The sequence below is a fragment of the Pseudoalteromonas sp. SWYJZ98 genome (assembly GCF_015864495.1).
Taxonomy (GTDB): Bacteria; Pseudomonadota; Gammaproteobacteria; order Enterobacterales; family Alteromonadaceae; genus Pseudoalteromonas; species Pseudoalteromonas distincta.
In genome coordinates this window covers 63,061-75,839 of record NZ_JADYXA010000001.1, presented here as the reverse complement: position 1 = coordinate 75,839, position 12,779 = coordinate 63,061, and the positions used below count along the sequence as shown (strand labels likewise).

Here is a 12,779-nt window from a genome sequence, read left to right as displayed (position 1 = left end):
GTAACGGTATCGCTATCAATCTAATTTAAAGCGATTAACTACGCTCGAAAGCCCTTGGCTACTTTGTTTAAGGTTATCGCTGGCATTTGTAAGCTGTTTAGTATTATTAAGTGACTGCTCTGTTGAGTGTGATAGCTCGTTAATACGTAAATTAACTTCATCAGCGGCTTGAGTTTGTTGCTCTGTGGCACGTGCAATTTGGCTGTTCATTTCGGTAATAATTGAAACAAGTCGTTCTATTTCATTAAGTGAAGTATTGGCAGACGACGCCTGTTCTACGGTAGAAAGCGAAAGTGCTTGGCTTGATTTAACTGCTTCTACTGCTGCTTTTGCACCTTCTTGTAGTTTAGTGATCATGGTTTGAATTTCGTCAGTACTTTGCCCTGTACGGCTTGCCAATGTTCTTACTTCATCTGCAACAACTGCAAATCCTCGGCCGTGCTCTCCTGCGCGAGCTGCCTCAATGGCGGCGTTTAATGCCAGTAAGTTTGTTTGTTCCGATATACTTCTTATTACATCAAGTACCGAGCCTATATTATGACTCTCGTTGGCCAAATCAGCAGTTACACGGCTGACTGTTTCAATGTTGCTTGAGAGTGTTTCTATTGCTGTAATTGTTTGCGCAACCACATTTTTACCCGTTGATGCGTTTTGTGCTGCATCCTTAGCTGCTTGCTCTGCGGCTTCAGCGTTACGGCTCACATCGTGTATTTGGTGAGTCATTTGCTCCATGGCAGCTGCAACTTGGGTTGAACTATCGTTTTGAAGCTCTATAAATGAGTGGCTTGTTTTACTTGATTCGTCAACGATTTGTGCATGCTTGCTTACGCTGTTTGCGCTTTGTGCTACATGAGCAAGTGACTCTCGTATTTTTAAAACAAACAAATTAAATGAGCGCGATAGTTCAGATATTTCATCGTTACCGGATTCATTTAATGTACGGGTTAAGTCGCCTTCGCCTTGTGAAATGTCCTTCATCATATCGGCTGCTAAGCGAGTAGGTATTAAAATACTTTTACCTATAAAGTAACTAAGCAAAATAACAGCAATAATCATAATTATTGCACTGACTATAATTAGGTTACGTTGTTGGCTAAATGCCTCGTCAATTGAATCAAGGTATACACCCGAGCCAATAATCCATTGCCATTGACTAAACCCTTTAACAAAAGCAACTTTCTCTACAGGTTGGTCTTTACCTGGCTTTGGCCACTTATAAGGTATAAACCCTTCACCATCACGCTTAACTATATTAGCCATTTCTACAAAGAGCGCTTTGCCATCGGGATCTTTATTATTACTTAAATCTTTATTATCGAGGGCAGGTTTAATCGGATGCATTATCATTGTAGGCTGATAATCATTTATCCAAAAATAATTAGTACTGTCATAGCGCAGTGCTTTTATTGTTTCAAGAGCTTGCGTTTTAGCTTGCTGCTGGGTGAGTGAGTTATTTTGTTCAAGGTCATGAAAGTGCTCAATGATGCTGTGAGCAGTTTCTACTACATTTTGTGTTTTAAGGTACTGCTCGTTTTTAAGGGCATTATATTGGTTAGTTAGGCTGGATATGCTCAGCACTATAAGCCCAAGCACTACAATGGCTATTAACAGTGAGAAACGTTGAAATATACTAAAGCTACGTAAACTAGGCATACATTCATCCTTAAAAATTGGCGCTTTTGCGCATTGAATAAGCGTAGCTAAAAAGAGAGTTTAATCTAGGCTTAACAACCATTAATGCAAAAAAAAGGCTGATTTATCAATCAGCCTTTAGTCTACTTTTTAAACTTGTTTAACTATTTAACATCAAAATGACGATTAAAGAAATTTGTAATTGTTTGATGCAAGTGCGTTTGCACTTGTTTACCACGTAGGCTGTGCTTAGAGCCTGGGTAGGTCATCATTTCAAACTGTTTTTCGTTATCTTGTAGTTGTTTAAATAATTTAGTTGAATGCGTAAACAATACGTTATCGTCAGCCATTCCATGGTAAATCATTAATGGGCCTTTTAAGCCATCTGCATATGGAAATACTGCGCTGTCTTCATAGCCTTTAGCATTTGTATCGGGGTGACCTAAATAACGCTCTGTGTAATGCGTATCATATAGAGCCCAATCGGTTACTGGAGCACCTGATACGCCGGCTTGAAAGTAATCGCCCGCTTTAAACATAGTCATAAGCGCCATGTAACCGCCGTAACTGTGGCCATAAACACCGATGCGTTGTGGGTCAACGTAATCCAGTGTACGTAAAAACTCTACGCCTTTAATTTGATCGGCAACTTCAACCACACCTAAATGTTTATAAATAGCATCTTCAAACTTTTTACCACGGTTGTACGAACCACGGTTATCCAGTTGAAAAATTACGTAACCTTGTTGCGCCATGTACTGAAAGTACAAGTTTTTACTGCGCCAGCTATTCGTTACTCGCTGAGCATGCGGGCCGCCGTATACGTTAACAATAACAGGGTGCTTTTTGCCATCAGCAATGGTGCTAGGCTTAAATAAACGGTAATGCATAACTTGGCCATCATCGGCTTTAATTGTGCCGTATTCTGGTTTTGCTAAGTCGCTTAAATAAGGAGTAAGCGGATGGTTACTATCAAGCTTATTTTCTTCAAGCCAGGTAATGAATTCGCCGTTTACTTTACGAAGTGCTGCTGAGTTTGGTTTATTATCAGACGAGCTATTATCGATAAAGGTTTTATTGTCTTTTGCTAGCACAACATTGTGGTACTGACCTTTTTCGGTAATACGTTTGGCATCGCCTTTTTTAAATAAAGGCGCGCTGTATAAATGGCTTTCAAGCGGTGTATCTTTTCGACCGGCAAAGTAAACAATGCCTTTTTTCTCATCAATACCTTTTAAGCTATCAACAGCCCAATCACCAGAGGTGATTTGACGTACAAGTTGACCGTTTGTGCGATACAGATATAAATGTTTAAAGCCGTCTCGCTCAGATGCCCATACAAAATGTTTTTTGTCTTTTAAAAACTCAAGATCAAAATGTAGGTTAATCCACGTTTTGCTATTTTCGGTCAGTGCTACTTTTTGGGCTTTAGTTTCGCTGTTATAAAAACGCAGTTCTAATTTATGTTGCGAGCGATTTTGCCATTGGTACGACAGTGTATTGCCGTCTTTTAGCCATTTAGCGCGCGCAATGTAAATGTCTTCATCTTTACCTAAATCAATCCAATCTACTTTTTGGTCGTTTAGCTTAACCACACCAAGTTGAATTTTAACGTTATCGGTACCTGTAAACGGGTAGCGCTGGTTAAATAATTTAACTTCGTCAGCGTAAATTTCGTTACGGATAGCTTCTTTTACAGGGGTTTCGTCAACGCGGGTATAGGCAATTTTAGTTTCATCACCTGACCACCAGTAACCTGTCATACGGCTCATTTCTTCTTGAGCAACAAATTCGGCCATGCCGTTTTTAATTACGCCGCCGCCATCTTTACTAAGCTGAATCTCTTTACCTGATTCAAGCTCTAAAGCATAAAGGTTTTGCTCTCGAATAAACGATACGTAGTTACCTTTAGGTGAAAAGCGTGCATCGGTTTCAAATGCTTCAGTGTCGGTTAGTTTTTTACTTTTAGCTGAGGCTAAATCGTAATAATAAAGGTCACCATTGAGTGGGAATAAAAGTGCTTTGCTATCTTTAGACCATTTGTATTCAAGTATGCCTTTACCAAAAATACGTTGGCGTTCGCGGCGTGCTTTTTCTTCATCTGATAGGTTTTCTGGGCCTGAAAATAACTTTGCCGAATCAACTAGCACACGGTTGGTGTTATCTTTTAGATTGTACTCCCATAAATCGTAGCGGTTGTAGTCATCGCTTTTGCCTTGTAGGTAAGTTACACGGCTGCCATCAGGCGAAAATTTAAGTTGTACAGGCGATTTACCAGAAAGGCTCGGATCGTCAAAAATACGCTCCAGCGATAAAGGTTTTGCTTGAACACTAATAGCGCCAACCATTAACGGTATAGCTAGTGAGAGGTGTTTTATTTTTTTTAGCACAAGGTTGCCTTAGCTTATTATAAATATTGCTTTGATGGTAAAGCCAAGCGTGTGCAACTGCAACTAAATGCTATAAAGTGGCGATTATCAAAGACAAAGTAGGACATAGCAATGACTCACCCTGAATTTAAACTAGCGCCAGAACTTAAACGCGACTGTATAGAACTTGCCGATTGGCCACTGTGTAAAGTGCTTTTACTGAACGACAGCTTGTATCCGTGGTTTGTATTAGTGCCTAGGCAGGCTAACTTAAAAGAGATAATTGATTTATCTGAGGATGATCAAATTGTTTATTTAAAAGAGTCAGCCAAGCTAAGTAAATTATTAATGGATGTATTTAAACCAGATAAATTAAACATAGCGGCTTTAGGGAATATGGTGCCGCAATTGCATATTCATCATATTGCGCGTTTTACGAGTGATGCTGCATGGCCTGCGCCAATTTGGGGTAAGCACCCAGCAGTGCCTTATACAGATCTACAAATCACAGAGCTAAAAAAAGCGCTGCAGTTATAAGCTGCAACGCTTTTTTAGGGTTTAACTAAGTTTAACTAAACTTATTTAAGCCCTAGTATTTCCTTACCTTGCTTAAATGTTACATCTACAGGGATATTAGCTTTGCTTAGTTTTTCTAAGTCTTTAGCAAGTTCTTCTTTAATGTCGCCATGCGTTGCAATTAGTTGATCTACTTTTTCGTAATCGCCATCACCTTGTAAGGTTAAAATTAAGCGAGAAAGCTTAGCCATTGCAATGCTCATTTTTTCCATATTAACGCGGTATAAGCCTTCTTCATTTTTAGAAAAAGCACCTGCTTGAGCAAAAAAGTTAAAGCGGATCATATTTGCTTTACCATGCGCGCTTGATGCGCCAAAACGAACTGAGCGGAATATACCTGCCATGAAGGTCGTGTAATAATCTTCAATAGTGCCTTCAGTAATTTCGCCTTTTTTAAGTAACTGTTCAATCATGTATAGACCTAAAATATCGGCTTTACCTTCTTCAAGGGCACTTGCGTGTTCTTGTAAGGATTGACGAACAGTACCTTTACCAGTAATTGTATTTTTAATACCTAAACCGTGAGCCACTTCATGGAACATCGTATTGGCAAAAAATGCATCAAAAGTAATGTGTTTACGCTGCTCTGGTACAATTAACTGCTCTGAAATTGGCACTAAAATTTTATCAAATTTAGCACGCATTGCGTTTTTAAGTTGCAGACGACGAGTTCCTTTTTCGAGCTGTACTTGCTCATCGTTTGGTAAGTTAATTGCAATTGTTTTACTACCCGCGTTTGAATGCCCAGCGTAGTAAACAACATCATATGCATTTAGGTCGGCGTCAGAGCCTGGTACTTCTTGTTTGTACTTAGCATCTACAGGTAAGCCTTTTTGAAGCTCAGGTAAAAATGCTGCAAATTTAGCTAAGCGTTCGCTCCATTTTAAATCTTTAATAAGTACGTAAGATTCATAAGCTGCGCGGTAACCAAATAATTGATCTTCATAAGTTTCAATTGGACCAATAACCACATCTACTGGGTTATTTTTCATATCCATCCAAGCAAAGTCAGATACTTGGAAGTCATCTTTTTGTAGAGCATCGGCACGCAAGTTTAGATAGTTAGCAAATTCTTTATCGTCAGCAAGTTTGCTTGCTTCACGTAAAATATCAGCGGCTTTTGCAAGCTCATCAGCGTATTCCTTTGAATAAGGTACGCTGTAAAGCTTACCTTGCTCATCACGCTTAATTACAGAATAAAGCCCTGTTTTGTCTTCAACGTCTGCATTGTTTAACTCTTCTTTGGTTATATCAGCAGGGTAAAACTGTGCGCCAAGAGGTTTTTCTTTATAGCTGGATAAAAATGCTTCATCACCATTTAAACGATCCCATGGACCATAGTTAATATCAGCAAATTTACGTACTTTTCCATCGTTTAGTTTTGCTAAAAAAGCATCTTTATTTTCACCAAATGCTTGCTTCCAAAATAACTCATCCATTATTTTTGAAGCGTCAATAAGCTTTGCAACCATTGCTCGTTGATTATCGCTTAAGTGCGATAAATCACTTTGTAAGCTAAAGTCGGTGTAAATATCTAAACGTTGTTTATCTACATTAATAAGCTTAGGGCCTGACTGTGCACTGCTTTTTTGAGCAAGCTCTACGGCTGTGTTGTCGGTAGAAGACGGCGCTTGTTCAGAACATGCGCTAAGAAAAACAACACCAGAGAGCATAATTGCTTGGCTAATTTTATTTAAGATCATTATATTGCCTGTTAAAAAGTAAGTTTAATAATTTGTACTGCTTTAGTTAAAATATTAAGTATGTACAAACGCTTCCTTATTGTGAGTGCATTAAAGCAAAACTAAATGGTAAATAGCAAGTATTTGGCGTTGTAAGGCAAGCATGAGCGGTAAAGCATTATAAATAAAAATAAACTTCTATAATTTTCTTAACTTTATCGGTAAGTTAGACAATACTAATTATATTACTAATACGAAAATTAACTGCCTGAGTTTGCAGTTACTTTACAGGCTGAACACAAAAGGATGGCAGCTTTATGTCTACAGAAAACGCTTTATTAACGATTCTAGTCGATAGAATAAATAACGATACGTTGGTTTTACCAACGCTACCTGAAGTAGCGATTAAGGTTCGCCAAGCTGCAGATAACCCAGATGTGAATTTAATCCAAATGTCAGATGTAATCTCACAAGATCCAGCGCTTTCAGCTCGTATGATAAAAGTAGCTAATAGTGCGATTATGGGACGTTCTGTAAAAGTATCTAATTTACAACAAGCAGTGACTCGTATTGGATTACGTCAAATTAAAAACATTGCTACAGCTATGGCTATGGAACAATTATTTGTATCAAATAATGAGCTAATTAAAGGCTACATGGGTAAGGCATGGCAAAAAACATTAACTGTTGCTAGCCATTCAATATCACTCATGGAATTTTATTTAAAAAATAGTAAGCACACGTCACTAAACCGCGATTCTATTACACTCGCCGCACTTGTTTATAATATTGGTGTATTACCAATTTTAACCGAAGCTGAGCGCCACCCAGAGGTATTTGCCAACCCAAGCTTTTTAGCGCACGCAATTCAAAAGCTGAGTGGAAAAATTGGCTCATCTATTATGCAAGCGTGGGAATTCCCTAAAGAGTTTGTTGATGTAGCTCAGAGCTGGGCTGACCCAAGTTACAAACCTGAAAAAGTAAGTTACGTGGATTTTATTCGAGTAGGGGCTATTTTAGAGGGCACGTTACAAGTTTCTGATAAGTCGACAGCGCTGCAAACGTATATAGACAAAGGCGTTATACCGTCTATGCAGCTATTCACAAGTGATGAGTACAACGACATGCTAAAAGATGTGAAAAATATGTTTAGCTAAAAGTGCCTTCCTACACAACCAAAAAGGGTTAACTTGCGTTAACCCTTTTTTAGTTTTATTTTTCGGTGGTATTTTCTGTCTTAGTTTTTTCGTATCGCTTTATTCCTGCTACCCATGTTTGCAGTACGTTTGTTTTGTATATCTCGTCAACAGGCACTTTAAAGTAGTCTTTATCAATTAAAATAAAGTCGGCCCATTTACCTTTTTCTAAACTACCCACCTTAAATTCTTGATGAGCTGCATAGGCGCCGCCAAGAGTAAATGCACGTAATGCATCTTCGCGGCTTAGTACTTCACTTGCGCGCCAGCCGTTTTCCGGTAGTTTGTTATGATCCATGCGTGTAATGGCTGAATATAAACCATCAAATGGATTTGCAAGCTCTACAGGGTAATCAGAGCCTGCCGCAACCACCGAACCTTGCTGTAAAAATGTTTGCCACGCGTAGGCGCCGCTTAGTTGTTTTTCAGTTAAACGCTGCTCTGCCATATACATATCAGAAGTAGCATGTACTGGCTGCATTGAAGGGATTATTTTTAACGCTTTAAAGCGAGGGATATCATCAGGGGTTACAATTTGGGCGTGCTCTATTCGGTTTCGCAGTAATATACCGCCCGTTTTTTTAAACACATTTTGATAGGCATCAAGTACTACTTTATTTGCTTTGTCGCCAATGGCGTGAGTATTTGCGCTAAAGCCGCTTTTAAAGCTTTGTGTAAAGAGTGCTTCGAGTTTCTCTTGTGTTTCAAGCATTAAACCATGGTGACCAGGTCTGTCTGCATATTCTTCAATAAGTGCTGCACCACGAGAGCCCAGTGCGCCATCGGCGTAAACTTTAACACTGCGAATTTCCATAAAGTCATTTTTGTCGTGGTATCGGCCTGCCTTTAACATTGTGTCTAAATCAGGGCTTGCACCACTTAACATTGCCACAATGCGTAGTGGTAAATTACCAAGGTCGCCGCGCTCTTTGTAAACCTCCCAGGTGGTTTTATCAATACCTGCATCGTGAGTAGAGGTAATGCCTAAACTTAATAAATGTTTACCTGCTGCATCTAGTGAGTCACTTATATCTTGTTTTGAAGGGGCTGGCATATGCTGGGTAATTAGCGATTCTGCTTTGTCTACAAAAATACCCGTAGGATTGCCAAATTCGTCTTTAATTATCTCACCGCCTTCAGGCGCTTTTGTTTGGGCGGTAATACCAGCAAGTTCGAGCGCTTTTGAATTAACCCAAATGGCGTGGCTATCAACTCGAGAAAGCACCACAGGTCGATCGTTAACTACTTTGTCTAAATCTTTAGCCGTAGGAAAGCGTGTATCAGGCCATAGCTCTTGGTTCCAACCTCGCCCTATAATCCAACCTTGTTTGTTATCGGCAAATACTTTTAGTTTATTCGTTACTTCATCAACCGATTTTGCACCGCGTACATCAAGTTGCGATAAATTATCGCCAAGGCCAATAACGTGCCCATGAGCATCAATTAAGCCTGGTAATAAGGTATTACCGTGCGCGTCAATTAGCTTGGCATCTGGGTAGCTATCTTTAAGTGTATCGCTACCTAGTTTTACTACCTTGCCATTTTTAATAACGAGGGTAGTAAACTGCTGTACTTCACCTTGGTATAAAGGGGTATAACCATTTGCGTTATAAATTACTTTTGTTTGTGCAAGAGTGTAACTAGAACTAGCGCAAAGGCTGGCTAGTATGAGTGGTTTTATTATTTTTTTGAGCGACATAAGGCATTATTTTTTATTGTTAGTGCGTTAACACTAGCAAACCCAACTTTATAATACTAATATGTGAGACAAATTATGATGAAGAAAAAAGCAGTAAAGCTAGAACATAAAATATCTAGCTTTTGAAAGGGTTTATTTACTAGCGTATAAACTGTATTCACTTAGCGTTAGCTTGCCGTCTTTGTCTTGATCGTAGCTTGAAAACCGAGACCACAAAGCAGGGTCTACAGCGGTTTCTGAACGTGTTAAAAAACCATCCTGGTTTCTATCAAGTTTTTCAAATTGCTCTGCAACATTGTTGCTTGCAGCAAAGCCTAATGTGCTAAAAATACCAAACGCAAAAAGCGCTATATAGCTTGTTTTTTTCATGAAAAATACTCAGTAGAGGTTATTGGTAAGGTAATTTTTAAATTCGATTAACGAAATTTGGTTATCTTGGTTTTTGTCCCATTTTACAAATGTGTTTAATAGTTGTGGTTGGGGATCAAGTTCGTTATGCGTTAAATAGCCACTTTTGTCGCTATCGAGGTGATCAAAGCGTTGCTTTACATCAAGTGCAGCGGCATCAAAGCTTAATAGCATTAAGATGCTTATAATAAGGGGAAGTATCTTCATGGTGTTCCTTCCAAAAGATGTATTTAAAGTTTGTGGGTAAAATAAAGTGAAAAGGAAAAAGCACTTGCCGTAATTTAACTCCCAACATTAAATCCTTTTACACACTCCCTCAGGGATTATGGCAAATGCTTTTAATTCCAGTTTACCTATAACAAGCTTAAGTAAAGCTTAATCAGTAATTACTCATTAAGGTTTAAAGCTTTCAAATTCTTTTTTTGAGATTTTTTCATCACCGTCTTCATCTAAGTCGGCAAATTGTCTCATTACTTCCTTGTCTTCCTTTGCTTCTGCAATTGATATTTGTCCGTCCATGTCTTTATCTAAGTGGGCAAAACGCACATTTGTTGGCGATGCAATTACGGTGGCACTAATTGCTAAAAACATTAATGAAAAAGCGGCTATAAGTTGTTTCATAATCACGTTCCTTATTAAATAAGTTTATTGAATAAATTTTTTGAATTCATCTAGCGACAATTGCCCATCTTGATTAGTATCAATTTGAGAAAAATTCTCGTGTAACACAGCATCTTCACCTGCTTCGGCTTCACTTAATGTGCCGTTACTGTCTTTATCAAGTTCGTTAAAAGTCGCGTGAACGTCCATTGCGTGTGCATTAGCGCCTAAAAAGCCTAAAGCCAGTAGTAATGATGAAATTACTAAAATGCGTTTGTTCATAATTATTTCCTTATTGATTAAAGTTATTACTCCTATTACAAAAATGGTGCCAATAATAATTGTTGTTATTTTTCAATTGGTTATTGTTTTTTCTTTAAGCCAGTGAGAAGTTTTTACTGGGTTTATTGTAATTTTTGTGTGCCTTTTGCAACACTATTTAATGGGGTTAAAAGGGAGTTTATTAAAATCAACGAGTTACGTTGTCTCTATTTGGCGACACATTGTTTTGTAGTGCTGGCTGTTAATCGTATTAAATATAATTGCTGGTTCAGCTAGTGTATAAGGTAAGCACTTAATAATAGAACGCTTAACTTAAAAGGACTAAACGAAATGCCAGCAACCATAGCTAAAAAATACCATGCAATGCTTAACTGGCGGCCTAATTTAATTGGGCAATTTGCAATGAGTATGCTGCTTTCGTTACTCCCGCTTTCTGTAGTGGTGATCGTATTTTTAAATGCGCTTAATAAGCAATTAGCGGTTACTCAAAGTATTGTGAGTAGCAACTACCAAGTTACCAAATCGTTTAACACTTTAAAGCAAGAACTCAACAGTCTTGAACGCGCCACTAGGCAAAACTGGGTATTAAAAAGTGAATCGCTTGATAAGCTCATTGTCGATAAATGGCAATCATCCCTACAAAGCATTGATGAACTCAAATTTGTAAACACGAATAAAGAGTATATCCACCAATGGCAACGCTTATATACCACCTTACAAACCGCGCATGTAAAACTCGTTGAGCAAAAACAACAACAAGCTGAGCTATTTGTGCCAGTGAGCGACTTAGTTGCTGAGCTTACTTTATGGTTACGTGATAAAAACGAAGCGCAAATTACCAATAACCAAAATGAGCTTACAAGCCTGCAAGCGTCATTTATAAACTGGCTGGTGGCACTTATTCCACTGACTTTAATTGTTGGGGGAGGTTTTTTATGGCGCATAAGTGGGCGGCTAAAAGGGTTAACTACGGTTATTGATAAGCTTGGGCAGGGGCATTGGCAGCAAAAAATATCTGTGAAAGGTTCAGCTGAGCTTGTTGAGCTAGGAGAAAAGCTCCAATGGGTACAAGAACAACTTCATATGCTTGAGCAGCAAAAAGATACTTTTTTACGCCATGTAACTCATGAGCTAAAAACGCCGCTTGCTTCAATGGTCGAAGGCACTGATTTATTAACTGATGAAATAGTAGGTCCAATTACTGCTGAGCAAAAAGCGGTGCTTGAGCTTATTAGCCAATCTATGGTGCGCCTTCGCACAATGATTGACAGTTTGCTGAGTTATAATGCGATTCGCACCAGTAAAGACAGCTTAAGCGAAGTTGAATTTAGCTATCTTATTAATAAAATTAATAGCCATTTTGAGCATCGCTTAAGTGCGCGTGAGCAAGCTCTGCAGTGGCAAAACACTTTACCTAACAAACCGCTTGCTTTACCTAGTGAGCTTATTGAGATGATTTTAATTCAGCTTATTTCAAATGGCTTAAAATTTTCAGATAATAAGCAAAGCGTTACTATTAATTTAGCGCTTGAGCAAAACCAGCTTTGTATCGTTGTACTTGATAAAGGGGGCGGTATTAAAGAGCAAGAAAAAACTCAAATTTTCAGCGCATTTTATCAAGGTAAACACAGTAAAAATGTTACGCTGCAAGGCAGTGGACTGGGTTTAACTATTGTAAAAGAGTCTGTTGAACAGCTAAGAGGTACACTTAGTGTTGAGCATAACGAGCCACATGGTTGCCGGTTTTCAATTAAAATTCCCATAACAAAAAATCTAGGAGTTAATTAACATGCGCTTGCGTTTAATCGCTATTTTATGTGTGCTCAGTAGCAGCATGGTTATATCAGGTTGTGAAATTAATAATGGGCAAGAAGAGCGTGTGTCAATTACACCTGCACCTGTGGTCGATACAAAAAAAACGAACGACAAAAACAGTAACCCTAGTCCAAAACCTAGACCAAAAATTGAACCAAGCTATCCTCCTGCAGAGCAAGTTATTGCATGGCACGCTAATCAGTGTGGCGGATTTAAATTGGTACCTAGCAAAGATGTTTTTACAGGCGAAAACGAGCTTAAACGCTTTTTTAAGTTCATGTGCTTAAACATAAATGATGATCCAAATATGGTAATGACTAAGTTGCTAAAGCTCGATCTTGCTTACTTTTGGCCTGATGACATAAAGCAATATTTATGGCTTCAAAAGCAGCAAGTAACTATGCAAATAAATGCTAAAAAAGAGCAGCAAGCACTTAATAATAAAATGCAAGAAACTCTCTCATCGTTAGCAACGATTGAGCAGCAACTTTTACTACGAGAAGAAACGAAGGAGCAGTAA

The 12,779-nt window shown here is 38.5% G+C and carries 12 protein-coding genes; 4 read left to right on the top strand and 8 right to left on the bottom strand.

All coding sequences use genetic code 11. The annotated features are described in order from the left end of the window. Positions 1-15 precede the first annotated feature (15 nt). Positions 16-1,653 (bottom strand): methyl-accepting chemotaxis protein, encoded by a 1,638-nt coding sequence (locus I6F10_RS00355; RefSeq protein WP_165743393.1) that lies wholly within the window; start codon positions 1,651-1,653, stop codon positions 16-18. A 143-nt stretch (positions 1,654-1,796) separates the two neighbouring features. Beyond that, positions 1,797-4,022 carry a S9 family peptidase gene (locus tag I6F10_RS00350; RefSeq protein WP_165743395.1) on the bottom strand — a complete coding sequence of 742 codons (2,226 nt, stop codon included), beginning with the start codon at positions 4,020-4,022 and terminating at the stop codon, positions 1,797-1,799. A gap of 111 nt (positions 4,023-4,133) precedes the next feature. Between I6F10_RS00350 and I6F10_RS00345 the strand changes: the two genes are divergently transcribed. Further along, a complete protein-coding gene (locus I6F10_RS00345; protein WP_165743397.1) occupies positions 4,134-4,538 on the top strand; it encodes an HIT domain-containing protein in 405 nt (134 codons plus the stop codon). A 41-nt stretch (positions 4,539-4,579) separates the two neighbouring features. Here I6F10_RS00345 and I6F10_RS00340 read toward each other — a convergent pair whose 3' ends face one another. Continuing rightward, complete coding sequence (locus I6F10_RS00340) at positions 4,580-6,280, bottom strand: dipeptidyl-peptidase 3 family protein (RefSeq protein ID WP_165743399.1); 1,701 nt, start codon at positions 6,278-6,280, stop codon at positions 4,580-4,582. Positions 6,281-6,576: 296 nt separating this feature from the next. Here I6F10_RS00340 and I6F10_RS00335 point away from each other — a divergent pair, with 296 nt between their 5' ends. Beyond that, positions 6,577-7,416: an HDOD domain-containing protein gene (locus I6F10_RS00335; RefSeq protein WP_165743401.1), complete on the top strand. Its 840-nt coding sequence runs from the start codon at positions 6,577-6,579 to the stop codon at positions 7,414-7,416. Positions 7,417-7,471: 55 nt separating this feature from the next. Here I6F10_RS00335 and I6F10_RS00330 read toward each other — a convergent pair whose 3' ends face one another. From I6F10_RS00330 to I6F10_RS00310, 5 genes are all read right to left on the bottom strand, one after another. After that, entirely contained in the window at positions 7,472-9,154 is a 1,683-nt protein-coding gene (locus I6F10_RS00330) for an amidohydrolase (RefSeq protein WP_197098154.1), read from the bottom strand. A gap of 132 nt (positions 9,155-9,286) precedes the next feature. Then, complete coding sequence (locus I6F10_RS00325; protein WP_197098152.1) at positions 9,287-9,523, bottom strand: EF-hand domain-containing protein; 237 nt, start codon at positions 9,521-9,523, stop codon at positions 9,287-9,289. 9 nt (positions 9,524-9,532) lie between these two features. Further along, positions 9,533-9,769, bottom strand: a complete 237-nt coding sequence (locus I6F10_RS00320; RefSeq protein ID WP_197098150.1) for an EF-hand domain-containing protein — start codon at positions 9,767-9,769, stop codon at positions 9,533-9,535. Positions 9,770-9,955: 186 nt separating this feature from the next. Further along, complete coding sequence (locus I6F10_RS00315; RefSeq protein ID WP_024604359.1) at positions 9,956-10,183, bottom strand: hypothetical protein; 228 nt, start codon at positions 10,181-10,183, stop codon at positions 9,956-9,958. Positions 10,184-10,207: 24 nt separating this feature from the next. Next, positions 10,208-10,444, bottom strand: coding sequence for an EF-hand domain-containing protein (locus I6F10_RS00310; protein WP_197098149.1), 237 nt, complete (start codon positions 10,442-10,444; stop codon positions 10,208-10,210). Positions 10,445-10,774: 330 nt separating this feature from the next. Here I6F10_RS00310 and I6F10_RS00305 point away from each other — a divergent pair, with 330 nt between their 5' ends. Both I6F10_RS00305 and I6F10_RS00300 read left to right on the top strand, forming a co-directional pair. Next, on the top strand, positions 10,775-12,232 hold the full coding sequence (locus I6F10_RS00305; protein WP_197098147.1) for a sensor histidine kinase: 1,458 nt from the start codon (positions 10,775-10,777) through the stop codon (positions 12,230-12,232). 1 nt (position 12,233) lies between these two features. Further along, positions 12,234-12,779, top strand: a complete 546-nt coding sequence (locus I6F10_RS00300) for a hypothetical protein (protein ID WP_197098145.1) — start codon at positions 12,234-12,236, stop codon at positions 12,777-12,779.

Excerpts from the sequence above, each read along its gene's own strand:
- I6F10_RS00315 (WP_024604359.1), bottom strand. The coding sequence starts at position 10,183 with ATGAAACAACTTATAGCCGCTTTTTCATTAATGTTTTTAGCAATTAGT.
- I6F10_RS00330 (WP_197098154.1), bottom strand. The coding sequence starts at position 9,154 with ATGTCGCTCAAAAAAATAATAAAACCACTCATACTAGCCAGCCTTTGC.
- I6F10_RS00300 (WP_197098145.1), top strand. The coding sequence starts at position 12,234 with ATGCGCTTGCGTTTAATCGCTATTTTATGTGTGCTCAGTAGCAGCATG.
- I6F10_RS00325 (WP_197098152.1), bottom strand. The coding sequence starts at position 9,523 with ATGAAAAAAACAAGCTATATAGCGCTTTTTGCGTTTGGTATTTTTAGC.
- I6F10_RS00335 (WP_165743401.1), top strand. The coding sequence starts at position 6,577 with ATGTCTACAGAAAACGCTTTATTAACGATTCTAGTCGATAGAATAAAT.
- I6F10_RS00340 (WP_165743399.1), bottom strand. The coding sequence starts at position 6,280 with ATGATCTTAAATAAAATTAGCCAAGCAATTATGCTCTCTGGTGTTGTT.
- I6F10_RS00305 (WP_197098147.1), top strand. The coding sequence starts at position 10,775 with ATGCCAGCAACCATAGCTAAAAAATACCATGCAATGCTTAACTGGCGG.
- I6F10_RS00355 (WP_165743393.1), bottom strand. The coding sequence starts at position 1,653 with ATGCCTAGTTTACGTAGCTTTAGTATATTTCAACGTTTCTCACTGTTA.
- I6F10_RS00320 (WP_197098150.1), bottom strand. The coding sequence starts at position 9,769 with ATGAAGATACTTCCCCTTATTATAAGCATCTTAATGCTATTAAGCTTT.
- I6F10_RS00345 (WP_165743397.1), top strand. The coding sequence starts at position 4,134 with ATGACTCACCCTGAATTTAAACTAGCGCCAGAACTTAAACGCGACTGT.
- I6F10_RS00310 (WP_197098149.1), bottom strand. The coding sequence starts at position 10,444 with ATGAACAAACGCATTTTAGTAATTTCATCATTACTACTGGCTTTAGGC.